The sequence below is a fragment of the Geminicoccus sp. genome (assembly GCF_036263595.1).
Classification (GTDB): Bacteria; Pseudomonadota; Alphaproteobacteria; order Geminicoccales; family Geminicoccaceae; genus Geminicoccus.
In genome coordinates, this window is sequence record NZ_DATAGQ010000107.1 from 12,252 (window position 1) to 36,415 (window position 24,164).

General features: G+C 65.2%; 23 protein-coding genes, 2 tRNA genes and 2 pseudogenes. 17 read left to right on the top strand and 10 right to left on the bottom strand.

The genetic code is table 11. The features are described from left to right. The first annotated feature begins 4 nt into the window (after positions 1-4). The 4 genes from VHL31_RS09570 to VHL31_RS09585 all read left to right on the top strand — a co-directional run bounded on the left by VHL31_RS09570 (position 5) and on the right by VHL31_RS09585 (position 3,966). Positions 5-760 (top strand): lysophospholipid acyltransferase family protein, encoded by a 756-nt coding sequence (locus tag VHL31_RS09570; RefSeq protein WP_329660980.1) that lies wholly within the window; start codon positions 5-7, stop codon positions 758-760. Next, complete coding sequence (locus VHL31_RS09575) at positions 760-2,025, top strand: 3-deoxy-D-manno-octulosonic acid transferase (protein ID WP_329660981.1); 1,266 nt, start codon at positions 760-762, stop codon at positions 2,023-2,025. Before VHL31_RS09570 ends, VHL31_RS09575 begins: the two co-directional genes overlap by 1 nt. Beyond that, complete coding sequence (gene lpxK, locus VHL31_RS09580) at positions 2,022-3,002, top strand: tetraacyldisaccharide 4'-kinase (protein WP_329660982.1); 981 nt, start codon at positions 2,022-2,024, stop codon at positions 3,000-3,002. The genes VHL31_RS09575 and lpxK overlap by 4 nt, the downstream gene beginning before the upstream one ends. A gap of 67 nt (positions 3,003-3,069) precedes the next feature. Continuing rightward, on the top strand, positions 3,070-3,966 hold the full coding sequence (locus tag VHL31_RS09585) for an RNA polymerase factor sigma-32 (RefSeq protein WP_329660983.1): 897 nt from the start codon (positions 3,070-3,072) through the stop codon (positions 3,964-3,966). Positions 3,967-4,004: 38 nt separating this feature from the next. Here the strand turns inward: VHL31_RS09585 and VHL31_RS09590 are convergent, their stop codons facing one another. Together VHL31_RS09590 and VHL31_RS09595 are read right to left on the bottom strand one after the other, a co-directional pair. Beyond that, positions 4,005-4,616 (bottom strand): LysE family translocator, encoded by a 612-nt coding sequence (locus VHL31_RS09590; RefSeq protein WP_329660984.1) that lies wholly within the window; start codon positions 4,614-4,616, stop codon positions 4,005-4,007. Positions 4,617-4,882: 266 nt separating this feature from the next. After that, a tRNA-Arg gene (locus VHL31_RS09595) sits at positions 4,883-4,958 on the bottom strand. A gap of 124 nt (positions 4,959-5,082) precedes the next feature. Here VHL31_RS09595 and VHL31_RS09600 point away from each other — a divergent pair. Together VHL31_RS09600 and VHL31_RS09605 are read left to right on the top strand one after the other, a co-directional pair. After that, a complete protein-coding gene (locus VHL31_RS09600) occupies positions 5,083-6,471 on the top strand; it encodes an aldehyde dehydrogenase family protein (RefSeq protein ID WP_329660985.1) in 1,389 nt (462 codons plus the stop codon). Between the two features lie 126 nt (positions 6,472-6,597). Continuing rightward, positions 6,598-7,269, top strand: coding sequence for a hypothetical protein (locus VHL31_RS09605; RefSeq protein ID WP_329660986.1), 672 nt, complete (start codon positions 6,598-6,600; stop codon positions 7,267-7,269). Positions 7,270-7,296: 27 nt separating this feature from the next. Here VHL31_RS09605 and VHL31_RS09610 read toward each other — a convergent pair whose 3' ends face one another. Then, positions 7,297-7,632: a Lin0512 family protein gene (locus VHL31_RS09610; protein ID WP_329660987.1), complete on the bottom strand. Its 336-nt coding sequence runs from the start codon at positions 7,630-7,632 to the stop codon at positions 7,297-7,299. 157 nt (positions 7,633-7,789) lie between these two features. On the opposite strand from VHL31_RS09610, the gene VHL31_RS09615 reads away from it, so the two are divergent. Further along, positions 7,790-7,966, top strand: coding sequence for a DUF1328 domain-containing protein (locus tag VHL31_RS09615; protein WP_329661002.1), 177 nt, complete (start codon positions 7,790-7,792; stop codon positions 7,964-7,966). A gap of 292 nt (positions 7,967-8,258) precedes the next feature. Further along, positions 8,259-10,142: an acyltransferase family protein gene (locus VHL31_RS09620; protein WP_329660988.1), complete on the top strand. Its 1,884-nt coding sequence runs from the start codon at positions 8,259-8,261 to the stop codon at positions 10,140-10,142. Here VHL31_RS09620 and VHL31_RS09625 read toward each other — a convergent pair. After that, the gene (locus tag VHL31_RS09625; protein ID WP_329660989.1) at positions 10,132-11,280 is read right to left on the bottom strand and encodes a YbfB/YjiJ family MFS transporter; all 1,149 of its coding nucleotides are present in this window, start codon (positions 11,278-11,280) and stop codon (positions 10,132-10,134) included. The genes VHL31_RS09620 and VHL31_RS09625 overlap by 11 nt on opposite strands. A gap of 133 nt (positions 11,281-11,413) precedes the next feature. Here VHL31_RS09625 and VHL31_RS09630 point away from each other — a divergent pair, with 133 nt between their 5' ends. Then, positions 11,414-13,228, top strand: a complete 1,815-nt coding sequence (locus VHL31_RS09630; RefSeq protein WP_329660990.1) for an ABC transporter ATP-binding protein/permease — start codon at positions 11,414-11,416, stop codon at positions 13,226-13,228. A 15-nt stretch (positions 13,229-13,243) separates the two neighbouring features. Here the strand turns inward: VHL31_RS09630 and epmA are convergent, their stop codons facing one another. Further along, on the bottom strand, positions 13,244-14,293 hold the full coding sequence (gene epmA, locus VHL31_RS09635; RefSeq protein WP_329660991.1) for an EF-P lysine aminoacylase EpmA: 1,050 nt from the start codon (positions 14,291-14,293) through the stop codon (positions 13,244-13,246). 124 nt (positions 14,294-14,417) lie between these two features. Here epmA and efp point away from each other — a divergent pair, with 124 nt between their 5' ends. Then, a complete protein-coding gene (efp, locus tag VHL31_RS09640; RefSeq protein ID WP_329660992.1) occupies positions 14,418-14,987 on the top strand; it encodes an elongation factor P in 570 nt (189 codons plus the stop codon). Between the two features lie 29 nt (positions 14,988-15,016). On the opposite strand, the gene VHL31_RS09645 is transcribed toward efp, so the two are convergent. Next, the gene (locus VHL31_RS09645) at positions 15,017-15,808 is read right to left on the bottom strand and encodes a DUF1194 domain-containing protein (RefSeq protein ID WP_329660993.1); all 792 of its coding nucleotides are present in this window, start codon (positions 15,806-15,808) and stop codon (positions 15,017-15,019) included. A 79-nt stretch (positions 15,809-15,887) separates the two neighbouring features. Next, positions 15,888-16,553: an MBL fold metallo-hydrolase gene (locus VHL31_RS09650; RefSeq protein ID WP_329660994.1), complete on the bottom strand. Its 666-nt coding sequence runs from the start codon at positions 16,551-16,553 to the stop codon at positions 15,888-15,890. Between the two features lie 144 nt (positions 16,554-16,697). Here VHL31_RS09650 and VHL31_RS09655 point away from each other — a divergent pair, with 144 nt between their 5' ends. Both VHL31_RS09655 and VHL31_RS09660 read left to right on the top strand, forming a co-directional pair. Continuing rightward, complete coding sequence (locus VHL31_RS09655) at positions 16,698-18,158, top strand: DUF3300 domain-containing protein (protein WP_329660995.1); 1,461 nt, start codon at positions 16,698-16,700, stop codon at positions 18,156-18,158. 67 nt (positions 18,159-18,225) lie between these two features. After that, positions 18,226-19,101: a DUF2950 family protein gene (locus VHL31_RS09660; protein WP_329660996.1), complete on the top strand. Its 876-nt coding sequence runs from the start codon at positions 18,226-18,228 to the stop codon at positions 19,099-19,101. Here VHL31_RS09660 and folD read toward each other — a convergent pair whose 3' ends face one another. From folD to VHL31_RS09675, 3 genes are all read right to left on the bottom strand, one after another. Continuing rightward, positions 19,102-19,986, bottom strand: a complete 885-nt coding sequence (gene folD, locus VHL31_RS09665) for a bifunctional methylenetetrahydrofolate dehydrogenase/methenyltetrahydrofolate cyclohydrolase FolD (RefSeq protein ID WP_329660997.1) — start codon at positions 19,984-19,986, stop codon at positions 19,102-19,104. Between the two features lie 67 nt (positions 19,987-20,053). Beyond that, positions 20,054-20,362, bottom strand: a complete 309-nt coding sequence (locus VHL31_RS09670) for a DUF167 domain-containing protein (RefSeq protein ID WP_329660998.1) — start codon at positions 20,360-20,362, stop codon at positions 20,054-20,056. Between the two features lie 6 nt (positions 20,363-20,368). Beyond that, entirely contained in the window at positions 20,369-20,692 is a 324-nt protein-coding gene (locus VHL31_RS09675; RefSeq protein ID WP_329660999.1) for a YggT family protein, read from the bottom strand. A gap of 144 nt (positions 20,693-20,836) precedes the next feature. On the opposite strand from VHL31_RS09675, the gene VHL31_RS09680 reads away from it, so the two are divergent. From VHL31_RS09680 to VHL31_RS26925, 5 genes and pseudogenes are all read left to right on the top strand, one after another. After that, positions 20,837-20,912 (top strand) — tRNA-Ala (locus VHL31_RS09680). A gap of 249 nt (positions 20,913-21,161) precedes the next feature. Next, entirely contained in the window at positions 21,162-21,569 is a 408-nt protein-coding gene (locus tag VHL31_RS09685) for a DUF3775 domain-containing protein (protein WP_329661000.1), read from the top strand. A gap of 354 nt (positions 21,570-21,923) precedes the next feature. Continuing rightward, a pseudogene (locus tag VHL31_RS09690) lies at positions 21,924-22,526 on the top strand (ImmA/IrrE family metallo-endopeptidase); the annotation flags it as partial. Positions 22,527-23,721: 1,195 nt separating this feature from the next. Beyond that, on the top strand, positions 23,722-23,997 hold the full coding sequence (locus tag VHL31_RS09695) for a hypothetical protein (RefSeq protein ID WP_329661001.1): 276 nt from the start codon (positions 23,722-23,724) through the stop codon (positions 23,995-23,997). After that, a pseudogene (locus tag VHL31_RS26925) lies at positions 23,994-24,164 on the top strand (IS5/IS1182 family transposase); the annotation flags it as partial. The gene VHL31_RS09695 and the pseudogene VHL31_RS26925, both read left to right, overlap by 4 nt.

Genomic DNA, 24,164 nt, shown 5'->3' on the forward strand with positions numbered 1-24,164 from the left:
CGGCGTGGGCTCACTGAAACGACTGACAAGCGACCCGGTCTGGCAACGGCGCATCTCGCGGACTATCGCCGGCACCCTGGAACTCCTCGACAAGACCTGCCGGATGGAGTTCGTCGCCCATCCTGACGCGCAGGCCATCATGGAGAGCGACGAGGGCGTGCTGGCCGGCTACTGGCACGGGCGCTGCCTCTTCCTGCCGCTGCTATGGCGAGGCGTGCTCCGCTCGACCGGCCGGGACCTGTCGACGCCGGCCTATGCGCTGAGCACGCCGCACCGCGACGGTGTCATCATGGCGCAGGCACTCAACATGGTAGGTGTGAAGAGCATCATGGGCTCCAGCCGCTACGGCGGCACAGAAGCCTTCCGCGAGATACGCCGCACCCTGAAGGAAGGTGGGCGGATTGCCATTTCCGTGGACGGCGGCAAGGGACCGCGGCAGCGCGTTCAGGGCGGCATCATGCTCCTGGCCAAGCACAGTGGCTGCCCGGTCATCCCGACTACCGGCTCCTGCCGGACGGGCAGGCAGCTGAACAGCTGGGACCGCATGCTGCTGCCGATGCCCGGCACAAAAGGCGTCCTGATGATGGGTGCACCCATCAGGGTGCCGAAGGATGCGGACAGGGAGGAGCTGGCGCGGTTCGAGCAGCAGTACGAGGATGCCATGAATGCCTTGATGGACGAGGCTGACCGGCGCTGTGGGCGAGAACCGACGCTGCCGGCCCCGCGAAAGGCATCCACGGAAGCCGTCGGCGCCGCCTGATGCTGCTGTCGTCATGGCGCCTGCTGACCGGGCTGGCCACACCGCTGGTCAGACGGCATCTGGAGCGCCGGCGTCTGCAGGGCAAGGAACATGGCGAACGCTGGCCCGAGCGGCTCGGCATCGACGCCTCCGTCCGACCGGACGGGCCACTGGTCTGGCTGCATGCCGCAAGCGTCGGCGAGTCCCTCTCGATCCTGCCGCTCCTCCATGCGTTGCGCGAGCGTCGCCCGGACCTCGTCCTCCTGGTCACGACCGGAACCGTCACCTCTGCTGCACTGATGGCGAAGCGACTGCCCGACGGTGTCCTGCACCGCTTCGCGCCGGTGGATCTCCCCAAGGTGGTGGACCGGTTCCTCGACCATTGGCAGCCGGACCTGGCCTTGATGATCGAAAGCGAGATCTGGCCGAACACGCTCGCTGCCCTTGCCGGCCGTCATGTGCCGGCCGTGCTGTTGAATGCGCGGATGTCGCAACGCTCGTTCCGACGTTGGCGCTGCGTGAAGCCGGCCATCTCCAGGTTGCTCGGCACCTACCGGCTCGTTCTGGCCCAGAGCCAGGGCGATGCGGACCGATTGCGCGCGCTGGGCATCCTCGACGTGGCAACGCCGGGCAACCTCAAATACGCGGCTCCGCCTCTTCCCGCCGACCCTGCGGAGTTGGATGCGTTAGGCGCAATCATTCCTCATGGATCAGCTTGGCTGGCCGCGAGCACCCATGCCGGCGAGGAGGAACTGGTCGCAAGGGTGCACCGGGCGTTGCTGGCCTCGCATCCGGATCTGGTGACGATCATCGCACCGCGTCACCCCCATCGCGGCACGGAGATCGCCGCGGCCCTCCACGAGCAGGGCCATGCGGTCAGCCAGCGTTCAAAGAGGGATGTGCCCCTCCCCGGTGTCGTCCATCTTGCTGACACGCTTGGCGAACTCGGCCTCTTCTACCGGCTCTGCCCCATCGTGTTCGTCGGCGGCTCCCTCGTTCCGCATGGCGGGCAGAATCCCCTGGAGCCGGCCCGGCTGGGCTGTGCCTTGACGATCGGACCGCATGCCTGGAACTTCGCGGAGATCGTGTCGGGCCTGGTGGCGACCGGCGGTGCCGTCCAGGTCGCGGACGAAGCCGGCCTGGCGGCACAGGTCGCTGCGTGGCTGGCGGATCGGGGCCAACGGCAGGAGGTCGGCGAGGCCGCCCGGCGCTTCGCCGTCGAGCACGCTGGCGTGCTCGAGCGGACGATGGAGGCCCTGCTGCCGCTCCTGCCGGTGCGGCGTTGAAGGCGCCCAGGTTCTGGACGACCGGCGGGCTGCCCGCAGACCTGCTGGCGCCGCTCGGCAGCATCTATGGCCGCATCGTCTCCTTGCGGGCACGGCGTGCGGGGCTGGCGGTCGGTGTGCCGGTCCTCTGCATCGGCAACCCAACCCTCGGCGGCGCCGGCAAGACGCCGACCGTACGCGCCCTCGCCCAGATCCTGCACCAGGATCTGGGTCACGATCCGCACATCGTCACGCGGGGCTATGGCGGTCGCGTCAAGACGTCGCTGCGAGTCGATCCCGACCAGCACGATGCTGCCTTGGTGGGCGACGAGCCTCTGCTGCTGGCTCAGTCTGTTCCGGTCTGGGCCGGGCCCGACCGCGTGGCGAGCGCGCGCGCGGCGGTAGCGGCAGGTGCCGACATCCTGCTGCTGGACGACGGGTTTCAGAATCCGTCACTGGCCAAGACCGCGTCCTGGTTGGTGATCGACGGGCCTGCCGGCCTGGGCAACGGCCGCGTCTTCCCGGCCGGCCCACTCCGTGAACGTTATGACGATGCGCTGGACCGCGCGCAGGCCCTGGTCATCATCGGGCCGGATGACCATAGGTTGGGCGAGAACATGACCGCCCCCGTCATCCATGCGGACCTCGTGCATCCGGAAGATGTCGTCCGGGCTTTGGACGGGCGGCTGGTGCTCGCCTTTGCCGGCATCGGGCGCCCGGAAAAGTTCTTCGAGAGTCTAGCGAGCGCCGGCGTCCAGATCGCGGAGCGGCGGGCGTTTCCGGATCATCACCCGTTCAATCCTGCCGAGCTTGCCGATCTAAGGGCCGCTGCACGCCGTATAAGGGCTGAGCTGGTAACGACCGAGAAGGACCTGGTCCGCTTGCCGGTGGAGGAGAGGACCGGGATCCGGCCCATTCCTGTTACACTTCGATGGAGGAACCACCCGCTCGTTCGGAACTTGTTGATGAGATTGGTCACGCCTGTGTCGACGCGCTGAAGCGCTCTCGGGTCCGGGTGTGACGGTCGCCGACAGGACCCGAGATCGAGCGAACGGAGGCACCAGGATGAGCATGGTTGAGACGATGTCTGCCCAGCGCGCGGACCGACGATTCGTCCAGGGTGCCATGGCCGCTCCGATGCTGGATCGCGGTCATGAGCTGGATTTGGCGCGCCGCTGGCGGGAAAACAATGACCAGGCTGCACTTCACGAGCTGGTGACATCTTATTTGCGCTTGGTGGTGGCGACCGCCGGACGTTATCGCAATTATGGCTTACCCATGCCTGATCTTGTCCAGGAGGGTATGGTCGGCTTGATGCAAGCAGCGGCACGCTTCGAACCGGATCGCGACGTCCGCTTCTCGACCTATGCCGCTTGGTGGATCCGCTCGGCCATGCAGGATTTCGTCCTGCGCAATTGGTCCATCGTCCGCACCGGCACGACTGCCGCCCAGAAGTCGCTGTTCTTCAACCTGCGGCGCCTGCGGGCACGCATCGAGGGCGGCCGCAAGCAACAGATGGACGATGAAGATCGGGCCAGCATCGCGCTCGAGCTCGATGTCGGTGTCGCGGAAGTCCTCTCGATGGAACAGCGCCTTTCCGGTACCGACCAGTCGCTCAATGCCCCGATCGGCTTCGATGGCGAGAGCACCGGTCAGGACTTCATCGCGGACGAGCGGCCGACTCCCGAAGAGGCGCTGGCCGATGGCCATGACAGCCGGACCCGCACGCGCTGGATCGCCAGCTCGCTGGCGGAACTTTCCGAGCGCGAGCAGATCATCATCCGCGAGCGTCGGCTGCGGGATGAAGGATCGACGCTGGAGGAGCTGGGCCGCCGTCTCGGCATCAGCAAGGAGCGGGTGCGTCAGATTGAGCACCGAGCCCTGCAGAAGCTGAAGGGCGCCCTGATGCGTCGCATCAAGGATCCGGCCGACGAAGCCATTCTGATCGGCGCCTTCGCCTGAGCCGATCTACCTGCCGGAGGGCCGCGGGCGCTGGCTCCTCAGCGGACGATGATGGCGATCGCTGCTCCGAGCATCAGTGCGGCGCTGAGGTGATTGCTGATCAGGATGGCCCGTTCGCTCCTGAGGAGACGCCGGGCCCGCGAAGCCAGCAGTGCCCAGCTCAGGTCGACCGTCGCCAGTACAATGAGCGCCGTGACGACGAGCTGCAGCCAGACAACCGGCCCGGGCTGGCCCAGCCCGGCGACGGAAGGCAGCAGGGCGGTATAGAAGATCATGACCTCGGGGTTGCCGAGGGTGATCAATAGCCCGGCCAAGAACATCCGCCACGGATGTCTTCTCTCCGGATGCGTGTCGTCCGGCAACTCGGTGCTGGCGAACCACATCTTCCAGGCCAGGTACAACAGATAGGCGGCTCCCCCGTATCTCAGGACGAGAAAGACGCTGTCCAATCGCTGGGCGGTCATGGCGTGCTCGGCAACCGCCAGCGTGAGCCACATCATCTCGCCCAGCCACTTGGCGATGATGAAGGGCAGGACATCGCGCAGGCCATTGGCCAGGGCACGGCTAACGAGCGCAGCGACACTCGGGCCGGGCGTGCCGGCGGCCAGCACCAGGATCGAGGCAAATGCCAGCATGGAAGACCAGGTCATGGCTGACGACATCCGTGCCCGGTCAGGCAGCACACGCTGCGACAGTTATATACCGCCAGCGAGAATAACCAAGCGGACCCAAAGACCCCAAACACTTGCTTGCCGGCTGTCGGAAGGGTGTTCAGCCGGCCACTCAATGGAAGGTCACCCTGCTCGATCCTGCCCAGGATCTACCGATAGTTGACGCCCCTCAACCTGCCACATGCATCACGCTGGACGACCATGTCAGGCATGGCTGGGCGATGAATCTGTCTTCCTTGGGAGAATGGCGCGCCCGACAGGGATCGAACCTGTGACCTCTTGCTCCGGAGGCAAGCGCTCTATCCGCTGAGCTACGGGCGCGTCGGGTCGCGTAGTTAGCGCCCCGGCGGGTGAAGGGCAAGCCTGGTGCCGACAATGGGCGAGGATGCGTTCCGGACTGGCCAGTTCTACGCTATGCCGGTCAAAACGAACCGAGCCGGCCATCATGACCATCCAGCGCACGATCACCCCCGTCGACCAGTCCGTGTATGTGGAGCGGGAGCTAGCCAACGGGGCAGCCATCCAGCGGGCCCTGGAGCAGGCCCGGTCCGCCCAGGCGGGGTGGCGGCAGATACCGCTGGAGGAACGGATCGCGGTAATCGGCAGGTTCGTCGATGCGGTCATCACCGACAAGGCCGAGATCGGCAACGAGATCACCTGGCAGATGGGCCGGCCGATCTCCCAGTCCGGCGGCGAGCTTGGCGGCTTTGCCGAGCGGGCGCGCTATATGATGGACGTGGCCGGCGAGGCCCTGGCCGACGTCCGCTTCGACGACAAGCCCGGTTTCACCCGGTTCATCCGCAAAGTACCGATGGGCGTGATCTTCGTGATCGCCCCCTGGAACTATCCCTACCTGACGGCAGTCAACTCGGTGGTCCCAGCCCTGATCGCAGGCAATGCCGTCATCCTCAAGCACAGCGCCCAGACACCCCTCGTCGCGGAGCGCTTTGCCAAGGGCTTCCAGGCAGCCGGCCTACCCGACGGCGTATTCCAGTTCCTCCACACGAGCCATGAGGACGCCCTGGGCATCATCCGGTCGGGTGCTGTCGCCCATGTGAACTTCACCGGTTCGGTGGCCGGTGGCCACGAGATCGCCAGGGCGGCTGGAGAGACCTTCATCTCCACCACGCTGGAACTGGGTGGCAAGGATCCGGCCTATGTGCGGCCAGATGCGAACCTGCAGCATGCGATCGAGAATCTGGGCGATGGTGCCTTCTTCAATTCCGGGCAGTGCTGCTGCGGGATCGAGCGCCTCTACGTGCACGAGCAAGTCTACGACGCCTTCATTGACGGCCTGGCCAGCTTCGCCGCCGGCTATCGGCTGGGCGACCCGACGAAGCCGGAAACGAACATCGGCCCGATGGCCAAGGCGCGCTCAGCCGATTTCGTGCGCGACCAAGTAGACGAGGCGGTCGGGAAAGGTGCCCGGCCTCTGGTGGATACCAACGCCTTTCCCATGGATGAACGCGGCTCCGCCTACGTCGCACCGCAGGTGCTGGTCGGCGTCGATCATGGCATGCGGGTGATGCGGGAAGAGTCGTTCGGCCCGGTCGTCGGGGTCATGAAGGTCTCCAGTGACGAAGAGGCCGTGGCCCTGATGAACGACAGCCCGTACGGCCTGACGGCGGCAATCTGGACGTCCGACGTCGCCGCGGCGGAAAGGATTGGCGACCAGATCGAGACGGGCACGGTCTTCATGAACCGCTGCGACTACCTGGATCCTGCCCTTGCCTGGACCGGCGTGAAGGATACCGGGCGAGGCGTCTCCCTCTCCAGGTTCGCCTACGACCAGCTGACCCGGCTCAAGTCGTTCCATCTGCGCGAAAAGGTGTAGTCAGCCGCACGTCCCCCGGCAGACGCGATGTCGCCAGACATGATTGAAACGAAATGGGCCGACTGGTGACCTCACACTGAAACATCGCTGCCGCATCACGCTTCCATGGGTCTGGGAGCGCAAGCGATGGCGAACGGTGGTGCGGATACGGGTTCATCGGCTCGAACGGCAGCGGCAGCTCTGCTGGCAGGCATGCCGGGCCTTGCTGTCACCGCCGTCGCCGTGATCGGGTCGAACGCCCTGACCGTCCGGGCTGACCTTCTCCTGTCGCTGCTCGACGTCATGGCGCTGGCCGGGGTCTGCTTCGTCACCCGCAGCGGTGGCGGGGTGTTGCGGGAGCGGCTTGCCAGCGCCCTCGTAGCCTTGTCGATGGCGGCATCGCTGGCCCTGATCAGTTATCTCGCCTTCATGCAGTTGTCAGGCGGCGGCACGCGGTTGGAGGGCTTCGGACTGTTCCTGGCGCTGGCGCTGAACGGCGGCTATGCCGTCTTCAACGCCTGGGCTCTGCGTCGCTGGCAGGGCGTCCTGCGCCACCAGCCCTCGCCGCTCGCCCACAGCCAGGTCAGGCTCTTCAGCGACAAGCTCAGCTCCAACCTGCTGATCAGCCTGTCGCTGGCCATGTCGCTTGTCCTCGACGGTTCCCCGATCTCACTCTATGCTGATCCTGCCGCAGGCTTGGCGCTTGCGCTTGCCACGGCATGGTGGGCGGCGCCGACCATCGCCGCGGCGGTTCGCGATCTCGCTGGGCTATTGGCGGTCGAGCGGCGATACATGAAGTCCGGTATCTGGCTCCAGTAACCTTGGCCGAGCCCTACCGCCAGCCGGTCAGATCCCCACCTCGACTGCCGCGACCACCATACAGATGTCCCCGAACTGAGGCGTACCGGATCGCGTGAGCATTCCGCCCTCTACGACCTCGATCGACACCTCGCCATGCGGAAGAGCCGTCTTCACCGTCCCGACATCGACTGGTCCGGCCGCAGAAGGCACGCCCAGGCGCACATGCACCTTCATTGTATATCCTTCGTCGGCAAGAGCGCGCATGGCCGGCAGATAGTTGTGGCCGATCGCGTCCTTGATCGCCTTGACGGCCGCCTTGGTCGGATCCTGCCCCTGCAGGTCCGCTCCCATGCCGAGTTCGATAAACATCAACCGGTCCATCCTGCTTCCTCCGTACATTGCATTCAGATGTTACCCATGTTGCCTTGCCAGATCCAACCGGGAACCCCAGCTTGGGCCACCAATTGATGTCATGTGACGATTAGTCGACCTCACAAGAGGCTAGTTGTCGGAGCCAATCAGCTACGAGGTGCCGGCCATGCTCCATTGGGCGCTCGTCTTCCTGGTCGTCGCGCTGATCGCTGGCCTTTTCGGGTTCGGTGGCATCGCATCGACATTTGCTGGAATCGCGCAGATTCTGTTCTTTATCTTTCTCGTGCTCTTGGTGGTCAGCCTGCTGGTTCATGTCCTACGAGGACGCGCTCCACCCGTCTAGGCAGTGCTTTTGTGCCAGGCACAAGGACCCGCCGCGGCCGGCGACGGGTCCTGCCTTGTCGTGCCAGCCAGCAAACGGTCGGCAGCAACGCCTGTCGCTTGATACCAGCGAGCCACACCATCGTCGGATCAAGGCCATGCGTCTTCGGTTCAGGTTGTGAACGCGCCTATGTTGTGTGAATCCGGATTGAGCTTCCGGTACCACGAACAGTGCCTTCCAGACCTGAAGAAATGCGCCGAGAAAAATATCAGGGTCGAGAAAGAAGCAATAGTTCGGCAGAACCCGCTTTCCCATGCCTGCGCTGAAATATCAGCCGTCGGTCGACGGACTGCGTGCCGTGGCCGTTCTGGCAGTCCTGGGGTTCCATGCAAAAGTGGCCTGGCTCGGCGGCGGCTTTGTCGGCGTTGACATTTTCTTCGTCATCTCCGGATACCTCATCACCAGCATTCTTCGCGATGATCTTGCCGCCGGCCGGTTCTCGCTGCTGCGCTTCTACGAGCGCCGCATCAGGCGCATCTTTCCACCACTGTTCTTCCTGCTTGCGGTGATGTTCCTGGCCGGTGCCACGGTCATGTTGCCATCCGAGTTCGCAGCACTCGGCAAGAACGCCATCGCAACCGCCCTGTTCGTGTCGAACATCACGTTCTGGAAGGCATCCGGCTACTTCCACCGGGATTCGGAGAGCAACCCGCTGCTTCATACCTGGTCGCTCTCGGTGGAAGAGCAGTTCTACCTAGTCGTGCCGATCGTCCTCTACGTTGCCTTCCGGTACTTTCACCGAGGCCTGATACCCCTGCTATGGATCATGGCAGGCATCTCGCTCGCTCTGAGCATCAGGCTGACCGAGACCGCCCAGAGCTTCGCCTTCTTCATGGCGCCAACCCGGGTGTGGGAGTTCCTGGCAGGTTCGCTGCTGGCCTGGAACGCCATCCCTGCCGTCAGACATCGTCATGGCCGCGAGGTCGTCGCGCTGGCCGGAGCCGGACTGATCACCTGGAGTATCGCCAGCTACACCAGCAACTCGCTCTTCCCTGGACTGGGCGCCATTCCACCCGTGCTGGGAGCCGTCCTCGTCATTCATGCGGGTGGACAGACGCTGGTCGCACGGGTCTTGAGCCTGCGTCCGATCGTCTTCGTCGGGCTGATCTCCTACTCGCTCTATCTCTGGCACTGGCCCGTGCTGGTCTATCTCAGGTACCTGGGTGGGCATGACGGCAGTGTGCCGCCGGTGCCGACAGTCTTCCTGGTCTCGCTGGGACTGGCGATTTTGTCCTGGCGGCTCGTCGAGCAGCCGTTCAGGTCGGGGCGGGCCTGGACACGGCGCCAGGTCTTTGCCGGGGGCTCGGCGGTGCTGGCCGCATCCGTGGCCGCAGGTCTGCTCGTTCACGTCGAGCGCGGCTGGCCGCAGCGCTTCCCGGAAGCGGTGACCGTTGCAGAGCGTGCCGCGGCCGATTTCAGCCCGATGCGTACGCGCTGCCACGCGAGCGACGAGAATGCCGTCCCGGTCGAGCAGTCTTGCGTATACGGAAGCCCGGTGGCACCTGCGTCAGCGATCTGGGGGGACAGCCACGTCGTCGAGTTGGCCTATGCGCTGGGGGAGCTGGCGGGGCAGCATGGCAGGTCGATCCTCCACCTCAGCTACTCCGCCTGCCCCCCGGCCGTCGACTTCGACGGACGATTCTCCAGGGGCTGCCACGCCTATAATGATCAGGCCCTGCAGCGCCTGCTGTCCAGCCCAGGCATCAAGACGGTCTTCCTCGCTGCCCGCTACAACGCGGAAGTCTATGTCGGCACCAACTTGGCCGGCAGCATGCGCGAAGCGGTGGCGGACCTCGTGCGCGCGGGCAAGGAGGTCGTCCTCGTTTCCCCAATTCCAACCGCGAACATGGATGTACCGCGGCTGCTCGCCCACAAGATGCTGACCGACGGGACCGCCCAGCAGGTCAGCATCAGCCGGGCGACGTTCGACCGGGACAGCCAGCACGCTTTCTCCTACCTCGCCCAGCTTCAGCAGGAGTATGGCATCCCCGCGGTGCGGCCCGACCAGGCGCTGTGTGACCAGACCTCATGCGGCGTCGCGCGTGACGGCAAGTCTCTCTACTTCGACGACATTCATCCCAGCCTGACCGGTGCGCGGTACATCGCGAACCTGTTCGTGCCCTACCTCATCCGGTAGCGGAACGGCGGTGCCATTCCGCGAGCACCGCGCCACCGGCCAGCACCGCCCCGCCCACGAGGAACAGGAGGGCCATGTGCCCGGTCGCGTCGATCAGGCGAGCCATCAGCACGGCGCCCACCGCCTGGACCACGGCGAACAGCATGGTCAGCCGCGCCCAGGCCTGCTGGCGGCGGTCCGCTCGAAGCAATTCCGTCGTGCGCCCGGCCGCCAGGGACGCGGTGGCCGGACTCAAGGCGCCGACCATCAGGGAGGAGATCACCAAGCCCGGAATGGAGGTCCAGACGACCGGGAGAACCACGACGATGGCCTTGACCGACAGTGCCAGCACGAAGGCGCCGCCAAAGCCGATGCGCTGGGCGATGAGCCCCATGATCGCAGGCCCGGCTGCAGCGCCCAGGCCGAACAGCGTCCACTGGATACCGCCCATCCCGATGCCATAGCCAAGCTCCCGCGCCACGAAATCCACCCAGTAGACGGTATGAGGCACAAAGCCGATCGCGTCGCTGCCATAGGCCATGCCGAGGAGAAGGAGTCGTGGCCGCCCCGGTCGCAATGGCCCCGGCGCCAGCGGAACTGCGGCGGGGACGACCGGACGCTCGGGCCAGAAGCGCCAGGTCACCACCGTCAGGATCCCAGCCAGCGCTGCCAGCCCGGCCCAGGCAGGCCCCGGGCCGATGCCCGCCAGCAGCGGGACGACAACGCCGGAAAAAACGATCCCCAGGCCCACGCCGGTGAACATGATGCCGCCGGCGATGCCCCTGCGCTCCGCTGGGACTCCGGCCAGCACGGAGGGCGCCGCCAGCACCATCAGGTAGCCGCCAGTCACGCCAGCCGCGAAGCGGGCCAGGATCAGCCAGAGGAGCGAGAACGGCATGGCGCAGGCAAGGAGGGCCAGGGTCGTGCCGATCATGGCACCGCGCAGGGCATTCCCCACTCCCAGCCACTGCCCCACCCTTCCGCCGGTAGCAGCGCCGAGCAGATAGCCGGCGACGTTGGCAGCCGCGAGATAGCCGGCCCCGACCACGTCCACCTGCCCGGCGCCGATCATCCCCGGGACCAATGCTGCGTAGGCGAACCGACCGAGCCCAATGCCGGTCAGGAGCGCGGCCAGCCCCGCGAAGATCAGCGCCCGCATGCTCGGTGCAGGCGGGTCGTCACACAGCTGAGGCATCAGGTTCGGGGGCCGCTCGGTTTGCTGCCGCCGGCACCTTGCCGCGGCGCAACCCGCGTACCACGATCCATCGATCCTCGCCGCCTCGGAGAACCTGTTGCCCCGCGACCTGGACGCCCTGTCCAAGACCGATGCCGCCCAGCCTCGCCATGTTCCCTCAATCTACCAGTTGCTCGCAGTGTTCTGGCCGAAGGACATGGGCGGCTTCAGACTGCGCTTCGGGGCGACGATCGTCCTTTTGGCCAGTGCGGCTGCCATCAATGCGCTGGTGCCGCTGCTCTTTGCGAACTTGGTCGACGGGCTGGCTGGCGAGAAGGCGGCGATCGCCGCACCGGCCGCCATCCTGGCGGGCTACATCGTCCTGCAATGGTTCTCGCGGCTGGGCAACGAGCTTCGCTGGATGTTCTACGGGCCGCTGGAGCAGCGGCTGCGGCGGCGCTTCGGCCTGAAGGCGCTGGAGCACCTGCATGGCCTTTCGCTGCGGTTCCACCTCAACAGGCGGACCGGGCAGATCTCCAACGTCCTGGCGAACGGTTTGAGCGGGCTTCGCGAGATCCTGTTCAACGTCGTGTTCCTGATCCTGCCGCTCCTGATCGAGATCCTGTTCGTGGCGGCCGTGATGCTGGTCCGGGTCGAGGCGTTCTTCGCGCTGGTCCTGTTCGTCACGCTTGCCGTCTATCTGGTCGTGCTGGTGGCTGGCTCGGAATGGCTGCGAAGCCACCAGAAGCTGGCGGCCAGCCGCAGTGCCGCCGCCTACGGAGAAGCCCTGGACAGCCTGCTGAACTACGAGACGGTCAAGTATTTCGGCAACGAGGAGCATGTCGCGCGGCGCTACGACTCCAGCCTTGCCGAAGTGGAACAATTGACGGTCAGGGCGCTGACCTTCCGCAGCCTGACAGGCATCGCGCTGGTCACGATCCTGGCCATCGGCATGGCGGTCATCCTGTTCTCGGCGGCAGGACGGGTTCAGTCGGGTACGATGACCGTGGGTGGGCTGGTGCTGGTCAACACCTACCTCCTGCAGCTGATCCGCCCCATGGAACGGCTGGGTCAGCTCTACCGCTCGATCAAGCAGTCCCTGGTCGACCTGGAGCTGCTCCTGGAGTTGATGGCCGAGGTGCCGGAGATCACCGACCGTGAGGGAGCACGGTCCCTGCGGCCGGGGCCGGGCGAGGTACGCTTCGAGAACGTATGGTTCTCCTATGGCGACGAGCGCAGCGTTCTCGGCGGCGTTGATTTCACCGTGCCTGCCGGCTGGAAGGTGGCCCTGGTAGGGCCGACCGGTTCCGGCAAGTCCACGATCACCCGGCTGTTGTTCCGGTTCTATGACCCGACGGGTGGACGGATCCTGCTGGACGGGCAGGACATCTCGGCGGTGACGCAGGACAGCCTGCGCTCGGCGATTGCGGTCGTCCCGCAGGACACGGTGCTGTTCAACGACAGCATCGCCTACAACATCGCCTTCGGCCGGCCTGGCGCCACCCAGGCAGAGATCGAGGCGGCGACGCAGGCCGCCGAACTGGACGCGTTCATTCGCACCCTGCCCGAGGGCTATGACACGCTCGTGGGCGAGCGCGGGCTGAAGCTGTCCGGCGGCGAGAAGCAGCGCGTCGCGATCGCCCGCGCGGTGCTCAAGCGGCCGCGGATTGTCATCCTGGACGAGGCTACCTCGGCCCTCGATGCCGCCACCGAAGAGGCCGTGCAGGCCAACCTTGCTGCCCTGTGCAGGGGCGTGACCTCGCTGGTCGTCGCCCACCGCTTGTCGACGGTCGTTGATGCCGACCTGATCCTGGTGCTGGACGGCGGCCGCATCGTGGAGCGGGGCAATCATGCCGAGCTGCTGAAGCACAATGGCATGTATGCCGATCTCTGGGCACGCCAGGCACAAGGTGAGGCCGGGGTGCCTGTTTGACCTTGCCGTTCCGCCTCAAGGGAATGCAGCGACCGGAGCCCAAAGAGTGTGCTCGATCGTAGGCGCACCTGTCGCGAGCATGACCAGACGGTCGAATCCCAGCGCGATGCCTGCGCACGCCGGTAGCAGCGGCAGGGCGGCCAGGAACTCCTCGTCCAATGGGTAGGCATACCCGTAGACCCGTTGCATTTCGGCCATCTCGGCTTGGAAGCGCCGCCGCTGCTCCAACGGCTCGGTCAGCTCGCCGAACCCGTTGGCCAGTTCAACGCCGCAGGCATAGAGCTCGAAACGCTCGGCCACCCGCGGGTCATTTGTGCTCTTCCGGGCAAGGGCAGCCTCGGCGATCGGATACTCATAGAGGATTGTGGCCCGCCCTCGACCCAGCTCCGGCTCGACCCGTTCGACCAGCACGCGGGAGAAGATGTCGGACCAGCTGTCGTCGGGTGCAACCCGCAGGCCGGCCTCCTTGGCGGCCGCAGCCAGCGCTGCCTTGTCGGTGACGCCGCTGGGCTCGATCGTGGCGAGCAGGTCGATCCCGTGCCGCGCGAAGGCCTCGGCCACTGTTAGGCGTTCCGGGTCTACCAAGGGATCGACTTCGGCACCCTTCCAGCAAAGATGGCGTGCACCCGCCGCCTCGGCCGCCAACGCCATGAGCTGCGCGCAGTCCTCCATGAGGACGGTGTAGTCGGCACCGGTCCGGTACCACTCCACCATGGTGAACTCTGGGTGGTGCAGCGAACCGCGCTCGCGGTTGCGGAAGACATGCGCGAACGCGACGATCCGCTGCTCGCCGGCCGCCAGCAGCTTCTTCATCGCGAACTCTGGCGAGGTGTGCAGGTAGAGTTGTGCCACCTTGCTTCCGTCCGTCGCTAGGGCCTCGGTGGCGAAGGCGTGCAGATGGGCCTCGTTGCCCGGCGAGACCTGCAGGCAGGACGGATCGACCTCCTCGAAGCCCTGGCCGGCGAACCAGGCGCGCATCGCGTTGCGGATGCGGTTGCGGCCCTGAAGGAACGGACGGCGATCGGCATGGACGTCCGGTTTCCACCAGACCGGCGAGGATGACATGGGCAGGCTGAACTCTCGTGGATGACGGGAAGCTGGACCGGAAGCCGGCTTGCGGCTAATCGCGAGGCAATTCGCGCGGCGATCGGCCGGCGCGACCCGTCAACATTGGGAATTAGGACGCGTCATGGTCAAGGTCCTGGCGAGCAGCCTGCGCAAGGGCACCGTCGTGGAGATCGACGGCAAGCTCTACACGGTGCTCACCGCCCAGAACATCCATCCGGGCAAGGGCACACCCGTCACGCAGCTCGACCTGCGCCGCATCGCCGACGGCGTGAAGATCTCCGAGCGCTACCGGACCACCGAACAGGTCGAGCGGGCCTATGTCGAGGACCGGCCGTACAACTATCTGTACGAGGACGCCGACGGGTATCATTTCATGAACCCGGAGAACTACGAGCAGGTCCAGGTGTCCAAGGACATCATCGGCGACAGCGCGGCCTACCTGCAGGAGAACATGGTCGTCTCGCTCAGTGTTCATGAAGGCATTCCGATTGCCTTCGAACTGCCGAGCCGCGTGACCCTGGAGGTGGTCGAGACCGAACCGACGGTGAAGGGCCAGACCGCGTCGTCCTCGTACAAGCCGGCCGTGCTCTCGAACGGCGTGAAGACATCCGTGCCGCCGCATATCGCCGCCGGGACCCGCGTCGTCATCAGCACCGAGGACGGCAGCTACCTGGAACGTGCGAAGGACTGAACGGTCCGGGTACCGGGCAACGGCACGCCTCAAGGATCCCGGTACCAGTTCTGCCGCAGGCGCTCGCCAATTCCGCAATCGATCCGCGAGGCACGTGCCGCCGCGCGGTACAGTTTGGGCTGGTTGGCGGCGATCTCGAGGGTGAGCTTCTGGCGGATCGCCTCGCCGAAGTTCTCCAGCGTTTCGACCGGCACTACGAATGCGCCTGGCCCGGTAATGACGCAGTCCTCGTAATAGACGTCCAGGTCGAAGCCCGTCACCGTGTTGAGGTTGGAATCCTTCAGCATGATCGGCAGGCCGTTCACGATGATGCCCTGGTCGGCCAACTCGTCGCGGACCGGCAGGACGGGCGGGCCGGCATTGTTCGGCCCGTCGCCCGAGATGTCGATGACCTGCCGGTCGGCCGAGAACCCGTTGGCGGCGAACAGGCCAGAGGTGAACAGCAGGGCCGCCGAGATCGACGTGTGCCGGATGCGGGAGAATGGTGCCTTGGCCAGTTCCGCCGCGAACTGCTCCGCCGCCGCAGGACCGTCGATCAGCCGCCATGGCACCGCCACGGACTGCGCGGCTACCCCGGCCCACTCCACATAGGTCAACGCGATCCGCTGGTTGGGTCCTGACAGGATGGCGTTCAGGACCTGCTCGTGGGCCAGCGCGTCGAGATACCCTGCCCGCTGGAGCCGTTGCTCCTCGTAGTCCATCGATCCCGACACATCGACGGCCAGGATTAGTTCCAGGTCGACCGGCACGTCCTCGGCCTTCGCCGGCAGGACGGCCAGTGCCGCCGACAGGTAGCCCACGATCCAAGACAAGCGCGCCATGACCGGACCTCGTCTTCCTCAAATGGATTCGAGAAAACTGCGCTCGGGAAGCGGGCAGATCAACTCGCGACGGAAAATCTTACTGCAGGAAGGGATTGCTCCGCCGCTCGGCGCCGATGGTCGAGCCAGGGCCGTGGCCGCAGATGAACGCGACCTCGTCAGGCAAGCACAGGAGCTTGGTGCGGATCGACCGCAGCAACGCATCCGTGTCGCCGTACTCGAAGTCGGTCCGGCCGACCGAACCACGGAACAGCACGTCGCCAACCAGCGCGAAGTTCAGGTCGGGCGAAACGAACACCAGATGGCCGGGGGTGTGGCCAGGGCAGTGGAGAACATCGAAGTCAACGCCTGCAATCGCGGCCTTGTCACCCTCGACCAGCCAGCGATCGGGGATCAGGTCGCGCGCTCCCTCGATGCCGAACTGCTGGGCCTGCCTGGCGAGGTTCTGCAGGAGGAAGGCATCGCGCCGGTCCGGTCCCACAATCGGGGTAGGCATGCCGCCGTCGGGCCGGCCATTGTCCAGCTGGTCGCGCAGGGAGGCGGCCCCGGCGGCATGATCCACATGCCCATGGGTGAGGAGGATCTGCTCGACCTTGACCCCATGGCGAGAGACGGCAGCCATGATCATGGGGACATCCCCGCCTGGATCGACAATCGTACCCGCACCGGTTACGTCGTCGAACAGGATCGTGCAGTTCTGGCGAAAGGGCGTGACGGGCACGACGACCGCCTTCAGTGCACACATTTGATGGAATTCTCCGAAGCATTCGACGCGAGCAGACTGGCGTGACCGAACTATGACAGCAAGCCCCGAAGCTGCTGAAAGATCCCGATTGCCTTACAGAGAAACTTCGTAAAATCTGCGAGGAGCCAGGAGGAGAACGGCACGGTGCGACATGCTTCAGTGATGGTGGCGACCGTCTTGCTGATGTCCCCGGCCTGCATGGCCGCCGTCCTCGCCCAGAGCAGCAATGGCACCTCGGCACAGGCCACGAACAGCGCTCCGGCGGCCTTGGATCTTCTCACGCCTTCGGATCTGGACAAGCTGGTCGGGCCGGTGGCGCTCTATCCCGACCCGCTCCTGTCCCTGATCCTACAGGCGTCCACGCAGCCCCTGGAGATCGTCCAGGCCGACCGGTTCCTGGACAAGCGAAAGACCGACCCGAACGCCCAGCCCCCTTCGACTTGGGACTCCTCGGTCCTCGGGCTCTTGAACTATCCCCCCGTCGTCAAGAGCATGAGCGACCAGCTCGACTGGACCCAGAAGCTGGGCGATGCGGTGCTCAACCAGCTCGGCGACGTGCAGGCTTCCATCCAGCAGGTCCGCTCGGACGTGCGCGCCCGGGGCGGTCTCTTGAGCGACGACAAGAATTCGGTGGTCGTGCAGAACGGCCTGATCGAGATCCTGCCGACCGACCCGGACAAGATCTACATCCCCCAGTATGACGCCGCGTCCCTTGAGCCTCCTCCCTCGCCGCCTGCCAGACCGCCGGCCACTCAGGTGACTGCCTCCACGTCCTCGTCGACGACGACGGTGCAGGCAAAGCCTGCGGGCACGACAGTCGTGGAGACGACCACGCCGACGACGGTGGTCGTCCAGGAGCCGGCCTATGCCTACGCCTATCCACCCCCTCCAGTGACCTATGCGGAACCTTACCCCAGCTATACATCGTCGGCTGCCACCTTTCTCGGCGGGGCAGTTGTCGGTGGTCTACTCGGCTATGCCATCGGCGACAGCGACCATGATGTGGACGTCAACGTGAACCGTAGCTGGAACGGCTACGATCATGGCTACTATGGAGCGCCTGCCGGAGGTTGGAACAATGGCAACCGCACGAACATCTCGGGCAACACGATCAACGTGGTCGGCAGTGGCGACCGGATCTCGGCTACATCCGTCCAGTCGGAGCTCCAGCAACGGGTCGGAGGCGGCACCACCGTCGCTGCCAGCCGCCAAGCCGTCTCTGTCAGGAGCCCGAGCCCCGTCCGCCCGACCATTTCGGCCGTAGCTGGCGAAGCGAGCGACATCAACCCGAGCAAGAGCCGCTCCGGCGGGTTCGGCGACGTCACCAGTGCCCGCGAGGCCAACGCAACCCGCACCCGGACCGCAACCACCCGCGCGACCTGGAGCAGATCGACGGCAGACGCTGGCCAGACGACCCCGACGGCAGGGAATAGCGGAGCCGGGCGAAGCTACGCGAGCGAAACCGATACCTCCCTGTCGACCGAGCGGATGGGTAGCGCCAGTGTGTTCTCGAGGTCGAGCGCCGGCAGTCGGGATGGGATTGCCGGATCACGTGGGGCCAAATCGCGTTTGGGCAGCAGGTCCGGGGGCAGGTTCCGTGGCTGAGCAAGGCGACATGACAGGGACGCGCAACGTGGTTCGATTCGGATCAGCGGCAGGCAGGGTTCTGCTGGTGGCGACATTCCTGATATCGGCAGCGCCGGCCGATGCCTTGGCCCCCAGGCAGTTTCAGGATCCAGAGGCGGCGGCAGCAGCCCTGAAGGACGCCGTGGCGGCCGACGGTGCCGAGGCCTTGATCCAGTTGTTGGGCGACGGTCACCCGGAGATCTTTCCGAACGAGCCCGCCGTGGCCGCGGCCGAGCGGGCCCAGGTCCTGGATGCCATGGACCGCCTGGTCCACCTTGAATTCTACGGCGATGACCGGGTGATCCTCGTGCTGGGTCCGAATGCCTGGCCGTTCCCGATCCCGCTGGTCCATCAGGCAGGCGGCTGGGAGTTCGACACGGCCGCCGGCGCGCAGGAGGTCGTCGACCGGCGGATCGGCCGGAACGAACTGGCAGCCATCCAGGTCTGCAATGATTATGTCCGTGCACAGGTCGAGTATGCATCAGCCGATCACGATGACGATGGCGTGCTCGAATATGCTCAGCGCCTCTTGAGCACGCCGGGTCGCAAGGATGGGCTCTACTGGAATGCGGAGCCCGACGAGCCCGCGAGTCCCTTCGGCGCGGAGATCGCCGCCGCCACCCCCTTCCTGCAGGGCCGCGAGCCGGGCGATCCTTATCTGGGCTACTTCTATCGGGTGCTGACCCGCCAGGGCCCAAATGCTCCGGGCGGCGCCCATGACTTCGTCATCAACGGCAACATGATAGCCAGGTTCGCACTGGTTGCCTGGCCCGCCCAGTACGACGCGAGCGGCATCACCACCTTCATCTGTTCCAATGAGGGAGACGTGCTGGAAACCGACTTGGGTCCGGAGACGGCACAGCTGGGTGCCCTCATCGACAGCTACGATCCCGATCCGGGTTGGATCCCGGTCGACCAGTGATCAGCCCGTCGCCGCCTGGGCTCGCGCGGCAATCAGTGTATTGTCGAGCAGGCAGGCGACGGTCATCGGACCGACCCCGCCCGGGACCGGCGTGATCGCCGCGGCACGTTCGGCTGCCCCGGCAAAGGCCACGTCGCCAACCAGCCTTCCCTTACCGTCGGGTCCGTCGACGCGGTTGATCCCGACATCGACGACCACGGATCCCTCGCCGATCCACTCGCCCTGAATGAATTCCGGCCGCCCGACTGCCGCCACCAGGATCTCCGCCGAACGGCACAAGGCTGGCAGGTCGCGTGTGCGGGAGTGCGCGATCGTCACCGTACAGTCGGCCGCGAGCAGCAGCGCAGCAACGGGCTTGCCGACGATGTTGGACCGGCCGACCACGACAGCACGGCGCCCGCGCAGGTCGTCGAGCGCGTCGCGCAGCAGGATCATGCAGCCCTTGGGCGTGCAGGGCACCAGAAGATCGTCCGGCAGGTCACCGGATGCAGAGAACAGCCTGCCGACATTCACCGGATGGAACCCATCCACATCCTTGTCGGGCCGGATCGCGTTCAGGACCCTCCCAGCGTCGATTTGGTCCGGCAGTGGCAGCTGGACCAGGATTCCGTGCACTGCGGCATCCTTGTTCAGCCGGTCGATCGTCGCCAGCAGGTCCGTGGTCGACGTCTGCTCGGGCAGCTCCAGGAGCTGCCCGCTCATGCCGACCTCCTCGGCCATCTTCGTCTTGGTCGACACGTAGGCAAGGCTGGCCGGATGTCGGCCGACCAGCACGACCGCCAAGCCGGGCATCGGCCCGCCGCCGCGCACGAATGCGTCGACCTCTCTGCCGATCCGGGCGCGCAGGTTCTGCGCGGCGGCCTTCCCGTCGATGATCCTGGTCATGACGTTGGTTCTCCTGCTGGGCAGCGGGCCGGATCATGCCCTAGCCGAGCGTCGCGCTCCGCTCCGGTCACGACGTGAGTTTCGCCAGATCGGACAGGATCACATCCGGATCCCCCGCGATCCTGAACCGCTTGCGCCTGGCGCTTTGCCCTGCGACCAGCGTCACCGCAGACCTGCTCAAGCCCACAAGGCGAGCGATCTCCGCCTGGACCGCCGCATTGGCTCGCCCTTCTTCTGCCGGTGCGGTTACTCGTACGACCAGCCATTCCGAGCCGTCCGCTTCCTTAACCACGGCGTCGATGCCGACACGTGCCGAACGTGGCTTGGCGCGGACTGCCAGTTCCACGCCGCCGTCGAGCGCACGCCAGGCCGGCACCGATCGTCAGCCGCCGGGGACGACAGGAACTTCGCTTCGATAGGCCAGCGGCAGCAGGACATCATAGATGATCAGGTTGCGCGCGAAGTGCAGGAGCAGGATGAGGATCACCGGGCTGATGTCGATGCCACCCAGATTGGGCAGGAAGCGCCGGATCGGTGCCAGCAGCGGTTCGGTGATACGGTAGAGGAACGTGCCGATCTGGTGGACCAGTGGCTGGCGCGGATTGACGATGTTGAACTGGACGAGCCAGGTAAGGATCACCGACGCGAACAGCAAGGTAAGGTAGATGCTGACCGCTGTGTCGATCAGGTTCGCGAGCGCGTACATCGTTTCATCAGGTCCGTTGTCATCCGAGGCACCCCGAGCAGCGCCGGGCGGGACTATATCCATTCGCCCTACGCTGACCAGCCCTACGCAGCCCAGCACTGCTTGACAGCCCTCCCTACATGCCCGATATCCCGCGCCCGGTGCGGGGCCGTAGCTCAGCTGGGAGAGCGCTAGAATCGCACTCTAGAGGTCGTCGGTTCGATCCCGATCGGCTCCACCACCGAAGCCAGCGAATTCAATTGCTTACTCAAGGCCATCAGAGCCTTAGACGCGCACGGCCAAGAAGTGGAAGCCCCGTGGAAGCCCCAGGCGGAAGACAGGGTAATCGTTAGCGATCAGTCGGTGCTGGTGCGTGATCCTCACGGCTTTGAACCCACCGTCTCTTGCATTGCTCGCGAGCTTCTATCGTGGCCATGCGGCCGTCACCCCTCCTAGGATCACTCAATCTATTCGGGAGGAAGTACCATCCATGCCGTTGCGTCACCTGACCGAAGCGAACGTTCGCGAGATCATCCGGCTCGCAAATGCCTGGAACACCACATCGCCGTACCTAGGCGGATCGTTCACCATGGACGAGGCCGCCGATCTCCTAGTTGAGGAACTCCGCTCGCCATCGCCTCCTGACCGGATCGCACTGCACGACTATATCGACGGCCTCCACGAGGAGGCACGTCACGAGCTCACAACCTTGATGTACTTCGGACGGGACAAGCCTGAAGAGCAGGAGAGAGACGGGTCGGACTTCGGCCTGTATCTGGACGAGGCGCGAGAGATCTCTGATCAGTATGACGTCGACCACATTGCCGCTAAGTCGCCGAACCTTCCACGGTACCTGACCCGCGGCCTCGCGATCCTGAAAGGGACAACGGCCGTCTGAAACAACGAAGCCCGCCGGGTGGCGGGTCATGATCGGTGGCGGAGGGAGCAAGACCATCGCTAAGACGTCACCAGTCAGGGGGCTCTCGCCTGCTGTGTTGCGGTGGGCGCGCGAGAGTGCGAACATGACGACAGCCGATGTGGCCGGCCGGATCAAGAAGACGGCCGAATTGATAGAAGGCTAGGAGTCTGATGACGATGCGCCGAGCTACCCTCAGCTAGAGACGCTGGCGTATGACATTTACAAGCGCCGCTAGCGCTGTTCTTCATGTCGGAGCCGCCTGAAGAACCGCGCTTGCGGGCAGAGTTCCGTTCGCTGCCTGACGCCGATCTCGACCACCTTTCACGCAACACGATGCTGCTGCTGAGGAAGGCGCGTGCGTTCCAGGCTGCCCTCATCGAACTGTATGGTGACCGCAATCCCGTGCCAGTCCCGATCTGGCGGCAGGCGCGGTTGAACCCGCGCAACAACGTGGTGGAGCAGGCGGCGCACGTTCGCGAGGCTTTGCGCGTTGATGCGGACGACGTTCGTCAGCAACCGGACGCAGATGCAGCCCTGAAGCTCTGGCGGCGGGCGGTGGAAGGCGGCGGCGTCCACGTCTTCAAGGACACGTTCAAGCAACGGGAATTCTCAGGGTTTTGCCTCTGGCATCCTGAGTTCCCGGTGATCCTGATCAACAACAGCACGACCAAGACGCGCCAGGTGTTCAGCCTCGTGCACGAACTGGCGCACGTGCTCTGCGATCGAAGCGGGATTAGCCGATTCGACGATCGCGGGATCGAGGACCTTCCGCCGCTCGATCGGGCGATCGAGCGCTTCTGCAACGCGATCTCCGCAGAGATATTGGTACCGACAGCAGACTTCGAGGCTGCAGCAAGCGAGATCGACCCTGAGAACGCCACCGATCAGCAGTTCTCAGCGGTGGCCGGCCGCTTTCACGTCAGCCGGAGCGTGATCCTTCGACGCTTCCTTGATCGAGGCGACGTGACGCTGGATCGCTACCTTGCCAAGGATCGTGAATGGGCGGATCAGCAACAGAAGCAGGACAGCAAGGGCGGTAGCTACTACACCACGCAAGGCGCTTACGTGAGCGAACAGTTCCTGCGCGAGGTCGTGTCCCGCTACTCCCGGCGGCTGCGTCGAGCTGGGGGCAGGCCAGCAGGTGATTGCGGCCCGGCCCGTCTGGCCCGAGGCTTTCCCAGGTTCAGCAAGGGCCACTATGCTGGGGTGGAGCAGCCTCAGGCACAAGCGCTGCCCGGACTGGGCTACGGTCGCCCGGGCCAGTGCCCCGCTCAGTTGCCCTCGTCGTTCTTGAGCGGGTTGTCCGCTTCCCGGTCCTTGTCCTCGGCACCAAACAGCAGCAGCAGTTCCTCCAGAAGCCAGACCGGCACCGCTGTCCGGATCTGGACAACCGGGCGGCCCTGTGCCGACCGCACCTCGACCTGCCTCAGCTTCGCTACGATCTCTTCCGGCTTATGTCTATTCTGGGGCATTCCGACTCCCTCCGTGACCAAAGCCATCAAGCGGCACGGATGGCGTGTTCCACGCGGCCAATCCGGCATGAACGTTGATCCTGGGCTGGGGCGCGGACGAGTTCGTCGGCCACAGCTACCTCAACCGCATCCACTCTCGCCTCATAGAAAGCTCACGCAGGAGGATCGCAAGAAGACGACGACTGGCTGGGTGATTTAATCCGGCTCGTTGGGTGCCTGCCCTAGACTTTTCACCCTCTCCGATCTTATCGTGTTTCTATGGGCCTAGATCCGGGAGCGATCGACTTAAAGGCTGTGGGGGAGTTAGCGTGAGAAACTGCGAGAGCGGGTTTTCTCTCACAATAGGACGATGGACGCGAAATCGAGGCAGTAACGCCGCACCTTGATGACCTGGACCCTTGATCACTGCCAGAAGCGGCTCGAAGAGCACTTCGCCTCATTATCTGCCGTGCGGCGTAGGCGGGATCTTCCGCTTTTCGCACTTGAGCACGGCCTTGATCACGTCGAGCGCTCCCGCATTGCGTCGCTCCTCCACGAGAGTCTTCGCTCCGGCGGTCGGCTTGGCAGATATTGGCTCGTCTGGGTGGTCTACGCTGCAGAGCAAGGCTACAACTACGATGGGGAGGAATTCTGGCCAACTTTCGAGGCTAGAACATGCGGTGCCAGATGCCACGACGCTTTCCCGGTTCGACCTGGCCGAGGCGGGCTTGACGGAGATGGTCTTCGACGCCTTGAACCGGCAGCTTGAGCAGCGCGGCCTCTTCATCAAGGCTGGCACGATGATCGATGCGACCTTGGTCGAGGCTGATGTGAAGCGGCCGCCGATGATGGCGAGGTATCGGAGCGCGATCCAACAGTCGGCTTCACCCGGCGAGGGCAACGCAGCTTCTTCGGCTACAAGGCCCATCTGGCCGTCGACCAAGGCAGCGACCTGATCCGCAAGGCGATCCTGACCAGCGCCGACATCGGCGAGAGCATCGCAGCCGATGCCTTGATCTGCGGCGATGAGCAGGCCGTGCTGGCCGACAAGGCCTACGAGTCGATGGAAAGACGGGAGGCCTTGGCCGCAATCGGCATCACCGACCGGATCATGCACCGGCGG